The sequence below is a fragment of the Segatella copri genome (genome assembly GCF_026015465.1).
GTDB lineage: Bacteria > Bacteroidota > Bacteroidia > Bacteroidales > Bacteroidaceae > Prevotella > Prevotella copri_E.
In genome coordinates, this window is sequence record NZ_JAPDUQ010000001.1 from 167,336 (window position 1) to 185,866 (window position 18,531).

General features: G+C 41.9%; 14 protein-coding genes and 1 pseudogene. 5 read left to right on the top strand and 10 right to left on the bottom strand.

Annotated elements, in window-relative coordinates; all coding sequences use genetic code 11:
• Nucleotides 1-241 precede the first annotated feature (241 nt).
• Nucleotides 242-1,117: a sigma-70 family RNA polymerase sigma factor gene (locus ONT08_RS00770; RefSeq protein ID WP_006847025.1), complete on the top strand. Its 876-nt coding sequence runs from the start codon at nt 242-244 to the stop codon at nt 1,115-1,117.
• Between the two features lie 174 nt (nt 1,118-1,291).
• Here the strand turns inward: ONT08_RS00770 and ONT08_RS00775 are convergent, their stop codons facing one another.
• From ONT08_RS00775 to ONT08_RS00790, 4 genes are all read right to left on the bottom strand, one after another.
• Complete coding sequence (locus ONT08_RS00775) at nt 1,292-1,966, bottom strand: hypothetical protein (protein ID WP_254969636.1); 675 nt, start codon at nt 1,964-1,966, stop codon at nt 1,292-1,294.
• A gap of 122 nt (nt 1,967-2,088) precedes the next feature.
• The gene (locus ONT08_RS00780; RefSeq protein WP_119236050.1) at nt 2,089-3,465 is read right to left on the bottom strand and encodes an MFS transporter; all 1,377 of its coding nucleotides are present in this window, start codon (nt 3,463-3,465) and stop codon (nt 2,089-2,091) included.
• Nucleotides 3,466-3,528: 63 nt separating this feature from the next.
• Complete coding sequence (locus tag ONT08_RS00785; protein WP_117587342.1) at nt 3,529-4,290, bottom strand: porin family protein; 762 nt, start codon at nt 4,288-4,290, stop codon at nt 3,529-3,531.
• Nucleotides 4,291-4,331: 41 nt separating this feature from the next.
• The gene (locus ONT08_RS00790; protein WP_264958764.1) at nt 4,332-5,726 is read right to left on the bottom strand and encodes a LysM peptidoglycan-binding domain-containing protein; all 1,395 of its coding nucleotides are present in this window, start codon (nt 5,724-5,726) and stop codon (nt 4,332-4,334) included.
• A gap of 239 nt (nt 5,727-5,965) precedes the next feature.
• On the opposite strand from ONT08_RS00790, the pseudogene ONT08_RS00795 reads away from it, so the two are divergent.
• The 4 genes and pseudogenes from ONT08_RS00795 to ONT08_RS00810 all read left to right on the top strand — a co-directional run.
• Nucleotides 5,966-6,274, top strand: a pseudogene (locus ONT08_RS00795) (T9SS C-terminal target domain-containing protein); the annotation flags it as partial.
• Between the two features lie 27 nt (nt 6,275-6,301).
• Nucleotides 6,302-9,142 carry an excinuclease ABC subunit UvrA gene (gene uvrA / locus ONT08_RS00800; protein WP_264958765.1) on the top strand — a complete coding sequence of 947 codons (2,841 nt, stop codon included), beginning with the start codon at nt 6,302-6,304 and terminating at the stop codon, nt 9,140-9,142.
• A 112-nt stretch (nt 9,143-9,254) separates the two neighbouring features.
• Nucleotides 9,255-9,458, top strand: coding sequence for a hypothetical protein (locus ONT08_RS00805; protein ID WP_153088411.1), 204 nt, complete (start codon nt 9,255-9,257; stop codon nt 9,456-9,458).
• A gap of 222 nt (nt 9,459-9,680) precedes the next feature.
• Nucleotides 9,681-9,806, top strand: coding sequence for a hypothetical protein (locus tag ONT08_RS00810; RefSeq protein WP_254973483.1), 126 nt, complete (start codon nt 9,681-9,683; stop codon nt 9,804-9,806).
• 101 nt (nt 9,807-9,907) lie between these two features.
• Here ONT08_RS00810 and ONT08_RS00815 read toward each other — a convergent pair whose 3' ends face one another.
• Genes ONT08_RS00815 through ONT08_RS00840 form a run of 6 tightly spaced genes read right to left on the bottom strand, consistent with a single transcriptional unit; the run spans nt 9,908 to nt 18,531 of the window.
• Complete coding sequence (locus ONT08_RS00815) at nt 9,908-12,160, bottom strand: hypothetical protein (protein ID WP_264958768.1); 2,253 nt, start codon at nt 12,158-12,160, stop codon at nt 9,908-9,910.
• A 21-nt stretch (nt 12,161-12,181) separates the two neighbouring features.
• On the bottom strand, nt 12,182-12,781 hold the full coding sequence (locus ONT08_RS00820) for a glycoside hydrolase family 15 (protein WP_264958771.1): 600 nt from the start codon (nt 12,779-12,781) through the stop codon (nt 12,182-12,184).
• A 14-nt stretch (nt 12,782-12,795) separates the two neighbouring features.
• Complete coding sequence (locus tag ONT08_RS00825) at nt 12,796-14,925, bottom strand: AAA family ATPase (RefSeq protein ID WP_264958773.1); 2,130 nt, start codon at nt 14,923-14,925, stop codon at nt 12,796-12,798.
• The gene (locus ONT08_RS00830) at nt 14,922-15,158 is read right to left on the bottom strand and encodes a hypothetical protein (RefSeq protein WP_022328753.1); all 237 of its coding nucleotides are present in this window, start codon (nt 15,156-15,158) and stop codon (nt 14,922-14,924) included. Before ONT08_RS00830 ends, ONT08_RS00825 begins: the two co-directional genes overlap by 4 nt.
• A complete protein-coding gene (locus tag ONT08_RS00835; protein ID WP_264958777.1) occupies nt 15,155-17,395 on the bottom strand; it encodes a DEAD/DEAH box helicase family protein in 2,241 nt (746 codons plus the stop codon). The genes ONT08_RS00830 and ONT08_RS00835 overlap by 4 nt, the downstream gene beginning before the upstream one ends.
• Nucleotides 17,396-17,430: 35 nt before the next feature.
• Nucleotides 17,431-18,531 (bottom strand): phosphoadenosine phosphosulfate reductase, encoded by a 1,101-nt coding sequence (locus tag ONT08_RS00840; RefSeq protein ID WP_117727068.1) that lies wholly within the window; start codon nt 18,529-18,531, stop codon nt 17,431-17,433.

Consider the following 18,531-nt stretch of genomic DNA (forward strand, 5'->3'; position numbering starts at 1 on the left):
AGATACATAAATTATTCCATATTTCAAACTTATTGCACAAAAAACCGCACATCGCATAGCACTTTTCCACTGAAAATCGGCTAAAATTCTAAAATACAGACAAATCAGATTAAAAAAATCCGTTTATATTACAACGTAATTGCATTTTTTTTCGTACCTTTGCACCCCGAAACCATGAGGAGGTTTCGGGATACACAAAAATACTTCAAAAAATTCTAAATAGAAAGGTAAAAGGATATTTATGAGACAACTTAAGATTAGTAAGAGTATAACCAACCGTTCCAGTGAAGCACTCGACAAGTACTTGGTGGAGATTGGTAGAGAGCCTATGGTCTCTATCGATGAAGAAATCGAACTTGCCCAGAAGATTCGCAAAGGCGGTCGTGAGGGAGAACGTGCCAAAGAGAAATTGGTAAAAGCAAACCTTCGTTTCGTTGTATCTGTTGCTAAGCAATATCAGCACCAAGGTCTTTCTCTTACCGACCTCATCGACGAGGGTAACATCGGTTTGGTAAAGGCTGCTGAAAAGTTTGACGAGACCCGCGGCTTTAAGTTTATCTCATACGCCGTATGGTGGATTCGTCAGAGCATCCTGCAGGCTATTGCTGAGCAGAGCCGTATCGTTCGTCTGCCTTTGAACCAGGTAGGTGCATTGAGTAAGATCAGTGCAGAAATCAGCAAGTTTGAGCAGGAGAACCAGCGCAAACCTTCTGTTGCTGAGCTCGCTCAAATTACAAAGATGGAAGAAAGCAAGATTGACCAGACTATCAAGGCTGACAATCACCACATGAGTATCGATGCTCCATTCGGTAGCGATGATGACGACAATGCGATGGTCGACGTGATGGCTTCGGGTGATGACAGCCGTACCGACAAGGGTGTAGACTTTGAGTCTATGGCGAGCGAGCTTGACCGCGTTCTCAACTCTGTATTGAAAGACCGTGAACGCAAGATTCTGTGCTACTGCTATGGTATCGGTTGCCACGAGAAGGGTTTGGAGGAAATCGGCAGCGAGTTCAACCTTACCCGTGAGCGTGTTCGCCAGATTCGCGAAAAGAGTATCATCAAGCTCCGTGATAGCGGTAAGATCAAAATCTTGATGAAGTACTTGGGATAAGTTAAGTGAAGAATGAAGAACGAAGAGTGAAGAATTCTTTTGCTTTTCTTCACTAGGGTTTGAAGACGAGAGAAAAATAGATAAAACCAAGTTGCTCATAGCAACGAAAGTAAAAGGGGGCAATCAGTTGGTTCATCCCAATCTGATTGCCCTTTCTCTATTAACTATAAACTGTTAACTATTAACAAAGTTTCCAAACTTATCAATCAAGCCACTGATACCATCTCTCGATGCCTCGAAATAAGGATACTCATCTCTGAGGCAAATCTCATCATAAAGGAAATCTGCCACGATGGTGTCCTTGCCGTCAGGCATTACCAGTCCCATCTTGCCATTCTTCTCAGCTATCACCGGCATGATGCTCAAGTCATCATTGTAGATGTAGCACGTACGGAGGAAGTCGTATACAGGCGCCAGCAATACGTTGCCTTGATGATCTTTCATACCGAACTTTCCATCCTGCTCAAATACCTCATGATACTGAATGTATTTCGCCTTGATGCGCTGGTAATAGAAAACCATCTTGCGCTTATCGTTCACAAAATCCAGCATATACTGGAAGGTATCACAATAGTTGGCTACCGAACGGACCAGAATCATCTTCAAGTCAAGACCATCCAATGCTTTTCTGTTCAGATCAATATACTTGGCTATCGCCTTCTCCTTCTCTGGTACAGAGAGGCTGGCTAGCCTTTCCTCAAATTTCAACATAGCTTGCTTGGTACCCGACATACCCTTGATATACCGGTGTATCTGTCTGCCCATCTCTGAACATACAAACTTGTCAATCTCCTGCTGCTCTATCGGGTCAGCATAGTCCTTAATCAATGATTCAGGTGTCGCATTCATGGTTATTTCCTTTCTTTTAAAAATTACACTTTCAAAGATTTAGAAGAACAAAGAGCAAACGAATTCATCATTCTTCGTTTTTCACTCTTCACTTAATTTGCTCTTTGTTCTTCGCTCTTCACTTATTTCACATTAGGCTTCTGCAATCCATATCCCTTTCTCTTATCTTCAAACAAGAGGAGGAAAGAGATGATAATAGCAATCACACCGAAGGCTGCAAAGATGGTCATCGTCTGGGTATAGTCGATAACACCATCAGCACCCGTGTTAGCCTGGTTCACCTTACCAATCCATACCGGAATGAGAGCCAGTCCGATGTTCTGGATATAGAAGATAAGAGCGTATGCAGTTCCTAAGAGTTTCATTGGGATAATCTTTGGCACAGATGGCCACATGGCTGATGGTACCAGTCCAAATGCGATGCCCAGGATGAGCATCAGCACGATGGCAAGCACCCATGAGTTGATTGGCAGGGCAAACACAACGTGCACAAAGGTCAGGAGGCAACTGCCGATAATCATCAGCGTAGCACCCTTGCCATACTTATCGTATATACTACCGAAGAGCGGTGTGAGAAAGATGGTACCGAATGGCAACATCGCAGGAATCAGACCTGCCAAATTAGCATCCACACCATACTTGAAAATCATCAGTTTGGTGGCAAACTTCAGGAATGGGAATACACCGGCATAAAACATCAGGCAAAGGAATGCCACATACCAGAAACCTGTTGTCTTGAACAAACCGCCCAAGTCTGAAAACTTGAAACCTTCTTCCGGTTCTGTAGCTACAGCTGCTGCAGAAGCATCCTCCTTCTTGTCCATCACACAATAAACCAGATAAACCAGTACACCAGCACAAAGCAATACGGCACCTAAAGCAACAGAAGCAGATACTCCACCCATTGCCTTGGCAAAAGGAAGAGAAGCACTCAGAGCTGCAGCAGTTCCCAAACGAGCCGTAGCTACCTGTACACCCATTGCCAGAGCCAACTCATGGCCCGTAAACCACTTCACGATGACCTTGCTCACTGTGATACCGCATATCTCGCATCCTACACCATAGATGGCAAAGCCAAGAGCAGCTATCACTACCTGCGTACTATAAGTACCGAAGAATGGTACAGCAACCATTCCGTCAAACTCATGACCTAAAGCATACCACTTCAACAAGGCTCCACCAAACATCAGGACGGTAGAAAGGATACCAGTGAAACGGATGCCAAACTTATCGAGGATAAGACCACCGAAGAAGAGGAGCAGGAGGAACACATTGAAGTATCCGTAAGCTCCAGAGAAGAAGCCGTATTCATCCGAATTCCATCCGAGTCCGAGACCATTCTCTGCTCCCTTGGCTGCTGTCAAGAGAGGCTCCAATGGAGACATCACATCTGTAAAAAAGTAACCGAACATCATCGTGATACTCACAATAAGGAGGGCGGTCCAGCGAGCTGACTTAGAGTCGCTCAATTTCATCTGCATTTTTTCTGTTGTACTCATTTTTTTTCAAAACATAAATGATAAACCCGTTATCATTATTAATTATCTATTATTAATTATCATCTATTTCCGTTTCACGTTCTTCGTTCTGGTGATATCAAAGAGATAAGAGAGTTTCAGAACAATCTGTCCGTAGTTACTCTTTCCGAAATAATCACGCTTAGAAGCACCGTAGATATTTCCCAGACCATAGTAGTATCGGGCTTCGGCAAGGAAATGCCCCACCTTCGGAATACTGTATTCAGCACCCAGACCCAGGGCGATACCATAATCGAGCTTGTTCTTGACTGCCATCGTATCCTGAGCTACCACCGGACTTACTCGGTTGTTGTCGGTTGCCGGCATGTGCTCTACCGAGAAGTTGGTCTTCTGCGAATCACTCAGATAGAGTCCAAACTGCGGACCGGCATTCACGAAGATATTCAGTCCTCTTGTCTCCCTACCCCATGCCAGATGCGCAAAGATTGGCACCTGAATATAGTTGATGGTACGCTTGTAAGCCATCGCCTCTTTTGTTTCGGTTATAATCACCGGATTATTCTCCTTATCCAGGATATCCTCTTCCCATCCTGCCTGCGCATAGTTTACCTCGGCATAGATAGAACAGATGGTCTTGAAATATTTCTCACAGGTATATCTCATCGAGAAACCGCCCGTCAGTCCGCCGTGCTGCTTCTGCTGTACCTCGGGTGTGAATCCTACGCTACTCATCATATAGCCCCCATTAAAACCGATGGCGAAATCATTACGATGCTCTCCTATCTGTGCCGAAACTGGAATTCCGAAGATGAGCATCAGAATCAGCAACCCAATATTTCTATTCATTATCAACTATAAATTGTAAACTATAAATTGTAAACTATAAACTAGTACTTCACCGCCTCTATCTGATGATTAAAGGTATAGTGAATCAACTGGAAACTCTTGTTCTTGTATCCTCCTCTACTGGTCTTCTCGAAACGGAGTGGAGTCTGCACGGGCTGGTAAGTCATCTGTTGGTGCTCACCTGTAAAGTTCTTGCCATATCTCTTGACACCCTGAATCAGATACATTCCGTGATCGAAACCGGTGATGGCGAATCTTGGCTGTGCCACCATCATAGGCTGATGGAACCATCGCTCATAACGGCTCTCAAGCGCTTTGGTCTGTGCAGAGTTCGGGTTATAATAGAAGGTGGAAGGGATATAAGTATCATACTTATAGAATCTTTCCAGATTATACTTGGCATACATCAGCCATTCGGTATAGCCGAAGAGCGAGATGGCTGCACCCGGATACTTCGCATCAAATTCGTCGAGCTTGTTCAACACCTGAGTCAACTGTGGCGAACGTCCCGTATTCAGGATTATCACATTCTGCTTGGAAGGCATGAAAGCCTTGGCAAACTGCTCGATACTTGAATTCACATTGGTGATGCTATAATTGATTTTCCTGCGTTCCAGTTCCTTGCGCAGACCGAACGTAAAGTTGCCCTTTCTCGAAGTAGAATCATTGCAGTCTACAAAGATAGGATGCACATTGGTAAAACGGCTCAGGAATGCCTTGATGGTCGCATCATTCAGCGCATCATCGCTCTGATAAACCTGGAAAATCTCTTTGTTTCTTTCTACATCATCTCCGCTGATAGAGAACGGAATCACCATTTTGATGCCGTAGTTCTTGCAGAAGTTGGTCAGCGGAGCCACCTGCTTGGTATAAAGTGGACCAAAGATGATGTCGCATTGGTTAGCGCCCTCCTGCAAGAGTGTATTCCGGATATCAGCATCAATAGGAACGTTCCAGGCACGCACATCTATATCGGCGCCCTGCTGCTTCAGGGTTTCGCAAGCCAGCAGCAAACCGCGGTAATACTCCACCATTCGCTTGCCGTCGCCATCAACATTATGCAAAGGTAACATCACGCCTACCTTTACCGCATTTCTGGCAACAGCAGCCTTTGAGGTTGCCGGAGCTGTAGCAGTTTTCTGAACCGTTGCCCCATTCCCCGACTTCTGACCGTTGACCTGATTAGGATTCTTCTGGTCTTTGGTGTATGGAATAAAGAGCGTAGCTCCCTTCTGCAGCATGTATCCCTCACGCTTCATCTCCGGATTGGCATCCATCAGTTCAGGAAGGCTCAATCCGTATTTGTTGGCGATACCAAAGATAGTATCTTTCTTCTTAACCGTGTAAATGTCGCGCCATTTTACCGTCTGCGCGCCAATGCTGACACTGAGCAGAAGCCCAACGAACAGCAGGAAATATCTCATTTTTTGTCTCATATCTCAAGATTTTTTTAACGATATCTTCAAATATTTCATGTTTTCATCTGCAAAAATACAAAAAATCTTGCATCTGACGCAATATCTCTCATCTTTTTATTATCTTTGCACAAATTATTTTAGAAATGAGACGAAAAATAGCATTACTTTGCATCATGTTGCCACTTTTAACGTGTCAATTACACGCTCAGGAAGTCAACGACGAGGAGGAGGACAACACTGAAGAGACAACCAAGGTCAGTTCTCTTCTCATGCCGAATGCCTTCTCTCCAAATGGCGATGGCATCAACGACATCTACAAGCCCAAGGATGGTTACCGGAATATCGAAGAGTTCCACGCCTATATATATAATAGGTGGGGACAGAAACTCTATGAATGGACCGACCCTGCCACGGGATGGGATGGCACCTACCGCGGAAAACCGGTCAAGGAGGGTGTCTACTTCTGTCTCGTCAAGGCGAAGGGGGCAGATGGCGTGGTGTATAACATCAAACGTGATGTCAACCTGCTCAGAGGTTATACCGAAGAACAGAACAGTAACTATTAGGCAAACAGCAATTAGCAGAATTGGAATATGAATTCAGAAGAAAAGATAAATGTATGGGGCGCACGGGTCCACAACCTCAAGAACATAGATGTGGAGATTCCGCGTGATTCCCTCACCGTGATTACCGGACTCTCGGGTTCGGGCAAGAGTTCACTGGCATTCGACACCATCTTTGCCGAAGGTCAGCGCAGATATATCGAAACATTCTCTGCCTATGCCCGCAACTTCCTGGGTAATATGGAACGCCCGGATGTTGATAAGATTACGGGATTGAGTCCGGTCATCAGCATCGAACAGAAAACCACCAACAAGAATCCCCGCTCTACCGTGGGCACTACCACCGAGATTTACGACTATCTCCGTCTGCTCTATGCCCGCGCCGGTACTGCCTACAGCTATCAGAGTGGCGAGGAGATGATGAAATATACCGAGGAACAGGTCATCGACATGATTCTCAGCGATTATAAGGGCAAGGCTATCTTCCTGCTCGCTCCCCTCGTACGCCAGCGCAAGGGTCATTACCGCGAGCTCTTCGAAAGTATGCGCAGAAAGGGGTATCTCTATGTGCGACTCGACGGCAACATCCTCGAAATCGTTCCCAATATGAAAACCGACCGCTACAAGAACCACAATATAGAAGCTGTGGTAGATAAACTGGTGGTGAAGGAAGAAGATGAGGAACGTATCCGCAAGAGTGTGGCAACGGCTATGAAACAGGGCGACGGCATGGTAATGGTTCTTGAGAAAGGTGCCAAGGAGGCCAAGACATACTCCAAGCGTCTCATGGCCCCTGTAACGGGTATCGCCTACCAGGATCCAGCTCCTAACATGTTCTCCTTCAACTCTCCCGAAGGTGCCTGTCCGCATTGCAAGGGTCTGGGAAAGGTGAACCAGATTGATATCAAGAAGGTAATTCCCGATGATAAACTCAGTATCCATGAAGGCGGCATCGCTCCGCTCGGCAAATACAAAAACCAGATGATTTTCTGGCAGATAGAATCATTGCTCAGCAAGTATGACCTCAACCTGAAGACACCTATCTGTGAGATTCCGGGCGATGCCATGCAGGAAATTCTCTATGGTTCGCTCGAAAACGTGAAGATTGAGAAGGAAAAGGTGCATACCTCTACCGACTATTTCTGCGCCTACGATGGCATCATCGACTACCTGCAGAAGGTGATGGAAGATGACGAAAGTGCGGCGGGCAAGAAATGGGCCGACCAGTTTATCTCTACCATCGAATGTCCTGAATGCCATGGCTTGCGACTCAAAAAGGAATCGCTCTCTTTCAAGATCTGGGATAAGAATATATCCGAAGTAGCCAGTCTTGACATCGATGAACTGCGCGATTGGCTCGAAGAAGTGGAACAGCATCTGCCTTCGATGAAAGCGAAGGTGGCTCACGAAATCATCAAGGAGTTGCGCTCACGCGTTACCTTCCTCCTCGATGTGGGACTCAATTATCTCTCGCTCAACCGCCAGTCGGCTTCTCTCTCGGGTGGCGAGAGCCAGCGCATCCGTCTGGCTACTCAGATTGGTAGCCAGCTGGTCAATGTACTCTATATCCTCGATGAGCCGAGCATCGGTCTGCACCAGCGCGACAACGAACGTCTGCTCAATAGTCTGAAGGAACTTCGCGACCTGGGCAATACCGTTATTGTGGTGGAGCACGATGAAGATATGATGCGGGCTGCCGACTGGATAGTAGATATCGGTCCGAAGGCGGGACGCAAGGGAGGTGAAGTTGTCTTCCAGGGCACACCTCAGGAGATGCTCAAGACCGATACCATCACCGCCCAGTATCTCAACGGCAAGATGGCTATTGAGGTGCCTGCCCTCCGCAGAGAAGGCAACGGCAAGCATATCACCATTCACGGAGCTACGGGCAACAACCTCAAGGGGGTGGATATTGATTTTCCACTCGGCAAACTCATTGTCGTAACGGGTGTCAGCGGCTCAGGCAAATCTACTCTCATCAACGAGACCCTCCAGCCTATCCTCTCGCAGCATTTCTACCGTTCGCTCAAGAAACCGATGCCATACGAGAGCATCGAAGGTATCGAGAATATCGACAAGGTAGTGAATGTAGACCAGAGTCCGATTGGCAGAACGCCTCGCAGCAATCCAGCTACCTACACAGGCGTGTTCAGCGATATACGCTCACTCTTCGTAGGACTTCCCGAGGCAAAGATCCGCGGTTACAAGCCGGGCAGATTCTCTTTCAATGTGAAAGGTGGAAGATGCGAGGAATGTAAGGGTAACGGATATAAGACCATCGAAATGAACTTCCTGCCGGATGTCTACGTACCTTGTGAGGTATGCCACGGCAAACGCTACAACCGCGAGACGCTGGAGGTAAGATACAAGGGAAAGAGCATCGCCGATGTTCTCGACATGACCATCAACCAGGCGGTAGATTTCTTCGAGAATGTTCCTCAGATACTGCAGAAGATCAAGGCTTTACAGAATGTAGGTCTCGGATACATCAGGTTAGGACAGAGTTCTACTACCCTCTCTGGCGGTGAAAGTCAGCGTGTAAAACTGGCTACCGAACTCTCGAAGCGTGATACGGGCAAGACGCTCTATATTCTCGATGAACCGACAACCGGTCTGCATTTCGAAGACATCCGCATCCTGATGGATGTACTCCAGAAACTGGTTGACCGTGGCAATACGGTCATCATCATCGAGCACAATCTCGATGTCATCAAACTCGCCGACTGGCTCATCGACATGGGTCCGGAAGGTGGACGAGGCGGCGGTCAGCTCCTCTTTGCCGGTACACCAGAAGAAATGGTGAAGCAGCAGAAGGGATATACCTACAAGTTCCTCGCCCCTTTACTGAAGAAATCAGGGAAACCTGAATAAATCAGGATAGGAACGAAGGCTGAGGCAGAAGAAAATAAAAAAAAACGCTCTAAAAGTTTGGATGTTACAAATATTAAGTTTATCTTTGCATAAGATATAAAACAAACAGCGTATGAAACAGGTAGAAGAACGATATGAAGCAAGCAAGATGGCATATCGGGATATCAAGAACTCTATTGATACGGCGAAAAGGGAAGGTAGAATAGAAGCTAACATAGAAACTGCTCAACGTTTGCTGGCTATGGGACTTCCAACAGAACAGGTAGCCAAAGCGACCCAGCTACCTTTGGATATGGTTCAAAATCTGAGCTACTGATAAAAGCGAAAACTAACGTTTTTCTTTTATGCTGGATACCATAACAAATAACCCCAACCTACTTTCTCAAGCGGGTTGGGGCAATTTGTTTCTGTTTAAAATGTAACGATAGCATGGTACCGATTACATCGCTACGCTTGGTAACGATACAGCGCTATCGATGACTGCTATCCATTTATCTTCACAAACATCAAAGGCCCAATCCTTGTAAAGGAGGAAGACATGGATACTTATATCAGAAACCATGAGGATGACTTCATCGGCCAAGCCGAGGAATCCTTGCCAATCAAATCCTGCAGAAGATTATTTGAATTATTCGACATAGATACCGACTGGCTGGAATTATAACATACCGCCAAAGTACATGATATATGAATGTACTTTGGCGGTACGGAATTTAAGGTTTACCCTTCGAATTAGTATCTATTCTGCGTTCTTCTTATCGGTAGTTATCGATTGAGAAAAGCAACTAAACTATCTTGCATAAAAGTTAACAAATTAGTTTGTTCAACCCTCAAATACTTTTTCCAAATAGGATTAACCTCTATAAAAGAATCAAATTTTTTGAGATGCAAAGAGTATAAGCATCTATTTACATAATTAGCAGAATGCAATACCAAATCTCGCTCATCCTTATCGTCCAACCATAATCTTAGAACATTAGCAGGAGATTCCTCAACAAGCTCATCTACTAAATCCTCAAAAATACCACTCATTGGATAGTCTTTGATAGAACTATACACTTCGAAACTTGGAGTAGTCCAACCTAGTTTTTGCTCCATATTATCCTCAGATTCATTGATCAAGAACTCAATACACTCTACCAAAGACTCGTTATTCATCTTAAGATGAGGATATTTGTCCAACAGCCTCCAAGCCTCAGCTATCATCATACATGCTATTTCATCGAAATCGAACACATAGGCATGTTGGTTAACATTCACCAAATCAACAATGGCCATCACCCAAAGATAATCGTAAGAACTGCATAACTTTGTGGTGATAAGTTCAAGTCCTCCTTTGGGCACAAAATCTTTTCCAGCATTTCGAACCTGGATTCCTTCACTGTCAACATTGCCCAATATATCAGGGAGTTGTTCTGTTGCTCTACCTATTAAATTACCATCAAAATCATACCATTTCCCATCGACACGAATTTGATTTTGCTGCATACAACTACCTTCTTTAATATCCTCAATTTGGTCCAAATAATGGGTTCTATCCAATAACGGGAACAAATCAGTTTGCATATAAGCAACTATCGTCTTCTCGCCTTTATCCCAAACTCCATTTGTACACACCATGTCCTTAACTGTGAAACAAATATCATCTTTGTAATTGAAACGATAGAGCTTACCATGCAGAATCTTTAATTTTCCATCTGTAGAATAGACACGTTCACCATTTCTGTTCAAAATAAAGCACAGCCTCTCCATGTTCTCGACATAATAATCAAGAGTTGACAAATCTAGATCAGTATTTTTAGAACCTTCAGTATTTTCACTATGTGTAAAATCATACTTTATCTTTCCTAAATTGGCGAGACGCAACTTAATTGAGTTCTGTGGTCTCCCTAGAATACTAGCAATATCCTCTATGCTTTTTCCCTTTTCATAACAAAGTAAAAGTAATTCTTCTTCATTCTCTGTCCATGGCAAATCCTTTCTTCTACAATTCACAGCAGAAGATTTGTCATCGTCAGATGATACAGAATCATCAGAAAGCGTTGAATCACCAGAAGAGTTTTCTTTTTTTACAGTATCATCTTCTATTCCATTATTCGACGAGATGAACACATTCTTTTGATGCTCATGAGCATGAAGTAGGTTGATAGCATTTTCAATACAATCTACCAAACTTAACGTAGCATCCACACCTAAAAGATTTACTTTTAAATCCAGTAAAAAGTTCTCATAAAGATACAGCAAAGAACTTGTTATATCTTCCTGCTTTACAGGATGAGCCGAGATTTTATCATATAAATCAAAGACCGTTGGACATAATGATCTAAACATTTCTCTCTCAGCCTTATGTTCCTTGAGGAAAGTATAGTATTCAATGTTTAATTGAATTTGTACATCTTCATCTAAAGCATAAAAAAGGTTCTGCTTTTCCTCATCACACGACTCTGCCACAAGATTATTTTTGGGTTCATTTTCAGATGACAAAATCTTTTTGTACTCAGCCAAAGCCTCTATAGACTTATCTATGGCATTGTCTTTACTAGTTGCCAATTCACCAATTTTCTCTTCTGTAAGAGCAGAATAGTTCTCCAATAAAGCACGCTTCAAAGAAGAACGTCCTGACGGTAAAGTCATAAGGAAAAACAGATCCTCATCAAGTTCCACGTAATCAACGCATTCCTTGATTTTACTCTCAGAAGGTCTAACTTGTCTTTCTTTCAGAAGAGTCAAGTTCTCTTCTTTGCCACGATAGGGAACAAGATGCCAAAAATCTTCATTTTGCATAGTCCAAAATGGGAAATACGCATCCACAAATAAAGAATCGTCATCAGGCAGGGTTCTTTTCCATACTTTATGAAAAGTATCTATCAGTTGCTGATTATATCTAATTTCATTAGAATAAATCTCATCCGATTCACACATTTCTATAATGGTAAGTAAAAGAACCGCCTTATGTGGAGTTTTACGGCCATATTTCTCATTCGGCTTTAAATTTTCAAAAGCCTCTACATAGTCCATATTTTCCCTTTCTATATTACTTTATAATTCTTCTGGCTCCTCTTCATCATGTTCATCATCAACCTTTTTGGAGGTTAATTGTAAAAACATATCCAAGAAGGAACGATGAGAAAAGAAATATCCCTTATCTTCCTTTAATTTATCTTCCATGACAGAGAAGCCGTAATTAGCATACTCTTCCATTGTAGTTATCAATTGAAAAACTACAGTATTTGCTTTTATATCACCTTTATCCAATGCAATCCAATCAATATCTGTCTTTGCCACGAGAGCCATAAATATATAAGAACGCAACGCAGGATAAGCTTTTCGAGTTTTCTTCGAATCTAGATTGCCCCAAAATTGCAAAGGCTGTCCCAAAACCTTCAAATCATCGGAATCTTCTGATAATGGAAGTTTCTTACCTGCATATAGACCGATAAAGAAAGCCATGATGTAAGGTTCATAACCTGCACCCAACACCTTTCCTTTTGCACCTGTATTCTCTGATGCTCCAACACCATAATCCGAGATTACTCTCATAACGGTTTGCTCATATTTCTTTTCAAATTTTGGAGTTCTACGCCCCCATATATCTATAAGTTTCTCATTTTTATCAACGAGTTCCTCTATATTATTCATATCCTCTGTCATAGTTACTTTATTTTTGTTATAACTGTTTGAATTGTTGCCAGATCCTTATCATCGAAAGGCTTTTTCTTTTCAATACGGAACACTCTACCAGAGACTTCATTTACTTTGTTCTGATCAAGAACCAAATTACCCTCATAACTTTCCTTTAAGAAGCTCTTAGTCACGATAACAACCTGCTTGTCCAAATTGCTAATCACATTGAAGAACTCCGTCTCCTTAGCATCAGTAAAGGAAGAAGTTGGAGCATCGAATATCAAAGGAAACTCCGTTTCACTTCTTTGAGTGGCTAACTTGCCTATAGCAAATAATACCGACATCAAGTAAGTTGTTCTTAAAGCGGTATTAGGATTGAAGATTCTTGTATTATCACTATTCATAAGAACAGCCTCTCCTTGTCCATTAGCCTTTTCCAAAATACGGATGGTACCCTTGAAATCATTGGTATTCAAGCTCTCTAGGAAGACATTCGCCTCATCTTCAATTGAATGAAGAAGACGTTTCTTGTTGGTTTCCTTTGCAGACTTGAATGCTTCCGATATTTGGCGAATAATGGATGCAGCCTTGGCAAATACTGCCGCAGAAGTACCTTCAGCCAACTTACCCAACGCATCCTGAGATTCCTCAAGAGTCTTACGATGTTTTGCTCTCTGTTCCTTCAGTTTTGCTATGCGATTCTCAGCACCAATCTTTTGATTCATCCAATTAGAAATATTCTCATAATTAGATAACAACTGCTCTTCAGACAAACCGTCAGTTTGAGCAAGAATACGTTTTTTCTGCTCAATCTCTACATTCAGATTTGCCTCAATCTTCTTTACCTCATCATGCAAACGATTGTTATAAGAAATAACCTCCTGAATCTTATGACGGAGTTTAGTAATCTCTGCAAGATTATCATTCAGAGAAGTATCTCTTTTTTGCAGCTCAACAATATAATTGTTCTTATAAAAAGGCTCAACTTCCTCATCTTCATTTACTTCCAAAGACTTTTGATACTCTTCTAAACGATGAAGCATAAAATTCCATGCATCACTATGCTTCTTTGCTGGACGACCACATATTTTACAAACTTCTTCATCCAACATTTCCTGCATAATTTTTTGTCCAGGAATATGAACCGGAAGTGGCACAAAGTCAGTTTGCATCTTCTTGATAGCTTTTTCTGCTCCCGCAGAAAGCAAATATGCCTTTTCCAGTTTTCTGCGTTTCAGATCCACATCATTAACCTTCTTTGAATATTCCTCTGCAATATCACCAAAGCCCATTAAAATCCACATGTCATCAAGAAGACTTGTCGTATATTCTTCCTTGATAAGAGCCTGAGTTTGAGCACGTTTTTTAGATAAAGTTTCAATTCTACGATTTACCATTATCAGCAATTTTGATGCTTCTTTACTCTGCTCGATACTCTTCAATAGATTAGAAAAATTAGAAGCTTCATCTTCTTTACGTCCAATTTCTTTCTCTATATCATCCAACATTCCCGTTTCCTGCTCAATGGTACGTCTCAATTGATTAATTTTCTCACTATTCTTACGATCTGACTTTTGGGCATTATCACGAGCCTGTTCTGCTTTTTTGGTAGCAAACTCCATAAACGAGAAATAAGCTTCAAAATCCTTAACGTCACTAAAAGTTTCTACTAACATTTTTAATGCATTTGAATTTTGAAAAACATCTAAATCACTTTCGCCTTTGAACATAGTGTATTTACGAATCTCCGAAGGCAAATCATAATCAAATTTAATGCCATCTCGAACCATTCGTTCCACTCCATTCTCCTCTATTAAAGAGAAAGAAAAATTAGACATGGTGATTTCTCCATCGAAAGATTTCGTAAAACGAAAACTCTTTTCCAAAGTCTTGACATAACCTTTATGTTCGTATGTCATTGAAACACGAACATCGTCAGACTCATCAGCCATTAGTTCCTCGCATCTTTTCTTTGAGATAAGCTTTGTGTCCATTTTACTTGTTCCGTCAGTTCGAAACAGCCACTCTAAAGCTTCAAAAAAAGTTGTCTTACCATCACCATTTGAGCCGATAATCAGATTCAATCCGTTATCAAGTTCAAAAACATTAAACTTGTAATAGCTACGGAAATTATTTATTTCAATCTTCTTTATTATCATATTATCAAGTTTTCATTTATGTAATTAAACACTGTCATGTACACTTTCTTCTGAACACTCTCATCAGTAGAACCATCAAGCTCCTTTATGATGCGAGCAACAGAAGCCACAACCACATTATCTGAATTCAAGGCTGTATATAAGTCCTCATATTCAGACTGGTCGTAATCATAGAGTTCTTGCAACTTTGTGTCATCGAGAACCATGTGAAGCATTCTTTCTTTATTTGTCATTGTATATTATCATTATTATATAAATTCAAACCATAATGTTCCATCACCTCTCTCAGTTCCAATTCTGAGTAAGAAGGATTCTCTGATAGCAATGCGAAGTTGTTCACTCTAATCAGTTCACTCTTCAGCATGGCACGCTCCATTCGATAACTACTACTATTTGGGTTAATCTCAGGAGCAACTACCAAATCATGCAACACCGCCATCTTCTTCTTAGGATGTGTTCTCAACACACGTCCTCGTCGCTGAATGAACTGACGTGGATTTCCTGTACTTGAACAAAAGATTGCCAATTCACTTCTTGGAACATCAACACCCTCATCCAAACATTTCATAGAAGTCAGCACTTGAAGTTTACCACTGGCAAATTCTTCAAGAATTTCCTCTCTATCCTTTTGCCCCGAGACAAACTTACGCACCGTTATTTTATCATCCAACTTCAATATCGACTTTGTATATAAATCTATAAGATGCTCAGAATCCTCATCTTGATTAAGCGTATCATCTTCAACTTCAAGATAATTAGGTTCATTTCCTTCAGGGACATATATCAGAGAATATTTCAAATTTCCTTTTTCTTGATACCGCTTCTTGATAATGTCCTCAAAAGCTTTAAGTTTGTTTGCAGCCTTATGAACAATTCGCTTTCTTGCCAACAAGAGCATTTTAAGTCCCTCATCCATTTTTGCAAAAGAGCAGGTATCATCATTGAAATACTTAGCTATTCTTTCAGATAACTCGACATAAGCTTCCAGTTCTTCCGTGGTCAGCCGTACTATATGTGGATAATACAGATACTTACAAAGCACACCTTTTCTGATAGCTTCTTCCATGCTATACTCATAAGTATAATGATTCTCTGCACCAAAGAATTTACGCAAGTTCCTGTTACCTTCATCATCGTATTGACGATCTGGTGTAGCCGACAAGCCTATTCTACGCAGATAAGGAATATAGGCTAATCGTTTCAACATACTACCCGAAGCCATATTATGGCATTCATCAGCAATCAACAACAACTGTTTTTTGCTGAAGCCATTCAATGTATTAAATACTTTTTCACGAGTATAAGATGCATAAGTAGATATAATCACATAAGAGGTCTCACGCTCATTTTTCAAACGATATTCCTCATTAAAATGAATCGACTCAACATCCTCTTTCCATAAAGGATTCTTAGAATAAACCTTTATGACATTCATAAAATTAAACTTATGACATTCTTGCTCCCACTGATTTACCAAAGCAATCGTTGGTACCAGAATTATCGCCTTATAGTATCCATTGCGCTTATAAATCTCCAACAAGCAATTCAGCGAGGTGATTGTCTTACCCGTTCCTGTGGCCATGGCAAACAGACCTTTCTGCTTATTATTTTTCCAGTTTTCAAAAGCCTGCTGCTGGTATTCTCTTGGACCTGATGGATATGGAAAACGTGGAGTTATCTCTTCCAGACAAATGTCCTCCCTAACCATATCTCCACCCATAATTGCCTTTTGAGCTTTTCGTTCCTGGCGAATTCTGTCCAACTTCTTTTCTACATCTAGCAGCTCTTCTATGGCCGTGTCTTGATAACATGACGATACTGCCGTCTCCAACTGGCTTGGAGACAGATACTCTATATCGCTTTCCTGCTCATTCATGATAAGCTCAAACTTTGCTCTTTGAGATTTGATTCTATTCTGAGTCATCTCATCAGGAGAATCGCTTCGGTCTATCTTGATTTCCTCTATGTTATAAAGCAAACCATTAATTGTAAAATTGGCTGAACCAGTGAACGAAGTAATGGTATCATCATCACGGAATTGCCCTGTCTTGGTATGAGCTATTCCCTTATGTTTCTTTGGCTTAATGATTTTGATTTGAATTCTATTTTGAGAAATCAGATACGCCAAGCATCTGAAAAACTGATTCTGATACTCATCAAATGTCTTTCGAAGAGACTCAAAATCAGACAGATCCATACAATCTACCACTTCACCAAAGACTCCTTTCTGGATAGCTTCCTTATCTTTTTCCGATACAATCTGGTTGATGATAAGACGCATAACCCCGCCATTTGCTATAAACGTAGCAAAGCCTTCTGCCAATACACTAATAGTGGCAGAACTGAAATAGCCAAGTTGCAGGTCGAAACTGCAACTGTTCTTCAATCCATCATTAAAGAACCTTTCTGGAGAAAACTCTTCTCCAGGTATATAGGTTCCATCCTTAGCCCATTCTACATCTTTCAACATAGACGTTCCTCCGATTATGTTCTAGTTATATAGTTCTAAATAAAACAGTTGGCACAAACATATTCATCACCGAAGAGTTCGGCAAGACTCGTGCCTTTGTTCTTATTTTTGTTTGTTTCCTGTCGCTTGATGATATCCAGTTTCACCTGGCGAATACGCTCTGGCTTGATCAAGTCTGCCAGACTTTCATTCTGAATCCAAGTATAACCATCCTTCTCAAACGACATTGCCTTTTCGTATAAGTCAGGATGCTGCTCATAGAGCCAGATCCATTCTATCTTCTGCTGGAAGAAGCAGAAATAACAGCCGCTTCGGCTTCTGCAATAGGTTCCCGTCTTACCATCCACCTCGAAAGGAATTTCCTCATAATAAGATGGTACTCCTACTCCACTATCCCTCAGCAACCTGAAGATATCTTCCTTCACAAGCACCTCGTCGTTATCTATCAAAGGGAATGAATCCAGATGACCAACAGGATAATCCGTAGTCTTCAAGTATTCAAAGACGGCATGGTTAAACATCTTCACGTCTATATCCAACAATGCATTCAGCTTTTTGGAATAGTAGAATTGCTTGGTAATCGGTTTCTTCAACACATCCATCAAGTCTTCCTTCATCAATCCCTCAGGGCACAACTTATCGTAGATGTCAATAATCTGCTCCTGGTTTTCTTTGTGCAAGAACTTATTGATGACATCCACGCTCCAGATATTTCTTCTGAAAGGGAAGACAGACTGAATATTAGGTTTAGAAGACACATAACCGTCACGGTCTTCATCACCTCGAATACCAACGTATGATACAGCATAGTCATCACCAACATATCTTTCAAACTCATCAAGTTTCATCTTCTTGGTACACCATCGAGCTTGTGGCGATGGCAGGAATCCACCTGCAGCCTTTAGGAAATGCTCAAAAGGCGTAGGCTCAGGACTGTCTTCAGCAGCCCTAAGTCTTTTGATGTTTCCCAGATAAGCACTCAATCTATCAATCAGCAATTCCGTCTCAGCCAATTCACAGCCAGTATCAGAATTATAATACTCAATCTTTAAGTTTGGGTATTTCTGCTTGAGATAGATGGCCAAAGCCGCACTGTCCTTTCCGCCAGATATTCCTAAAATATTTCTTACTTTCAT

Bases quoted from the DNA above. Each gene is read 5' to 3' on its own strand.
- ONT08_RS00770 (WP_006847025.1), top strand. From the start codon at position 242: ATGAGACAACTTAAGATTAGTAAGAGTATAACCAACCGTTCCAGTGAA.
- ONT08_RS00775 (WP_254969636.1), bottom strand. From the start codon at position 1,966: ATGAATGCGACACCTGAATCATTGATTAAGGACTATGCTGACCCGATA.
- ONT08_RS00780 (WP_119236050.1), bottom strand. From the start codon at position 3,465: ATGAGTACAACAGAAAAAATGCAGATGAAATTGAGCGACTCTAAGTCA.
- ONT08_RS00785 (WP_117587342.1), bottom strand. From the start codon at position 4,290: ATGAATAGAAATATTGGGTTGCTGATTCTGATGCTCATCTTCGGAATT.
- ONT08_RS00790 (WP_264958764.1), bottom strand. From the start codon at position 5,726: ATGAGACAAAAAATGAGATATTTCCTGCTGTTCGTTGGGCTTCTGCTC.
- uvrA (WP_264958765.1), top strand. From the start codon at position 6,302: ATGAATTCAGAAGAAAAGATAAATGTATGGGGCGCACGGGTCCACAAC.
- ONT08_RS00805 (WP_153088411.1), top strand. From the start codon at position 9,255: ATGAAACAGGTAGAAGAACGATATGAAGCAAGCAAGATGGCATATCGG.
- ONT08_RS00810 (WP_254973483.1), top strand. From the start codon at position 9,681: ATGGATACTTATATCAGAAACCATGAGGATGACTTCATCGGCCAAGCC.
- ONT08_RS00815 (WP_264958768.1), bottom strand. From the start codon at position 12,160: ATGGACTATGTAGAGGCTTTTGAAAATTTAAAGCCGAATGAGAAATAT.
- ONT08_RS00820 (WP_264958771.1), bottom strand. From the start codon at position 12,781: ATGAATAATATAGAGGAACTCGTTGATAAAAATGAGAAACTTATAGAT.
- ONT08_RS00825 (WP_264958773.1), bottom strand. From the start codon at position 14,925: ATGATAATAAAGAAGATTGAAATAAATAATTTCCGTAGCTATTACAAG.
- ONT08_RS00830 (WP_022328753.1), bottom strand. From the start codon at position 15,158: ATGACAAATAAAGAAAGAATGCTTCACATGGTTCTCGATGACACAAAG.
- ONT08_RS00835 (WP_264958777.1), bottom strand. From the start codon at position 17,395: ATGTTGAAAGATGTAGAATGGGCTAAGGATGGAACCTATATACCTGGA.
- ONT08_RS00840 (WP_117727068.1), bottom strand. From the start codon at position 18,531: ATGAAAGTAAGAAATATTTTAGGAATATCTGGCGGAAAGGACAGTGCG.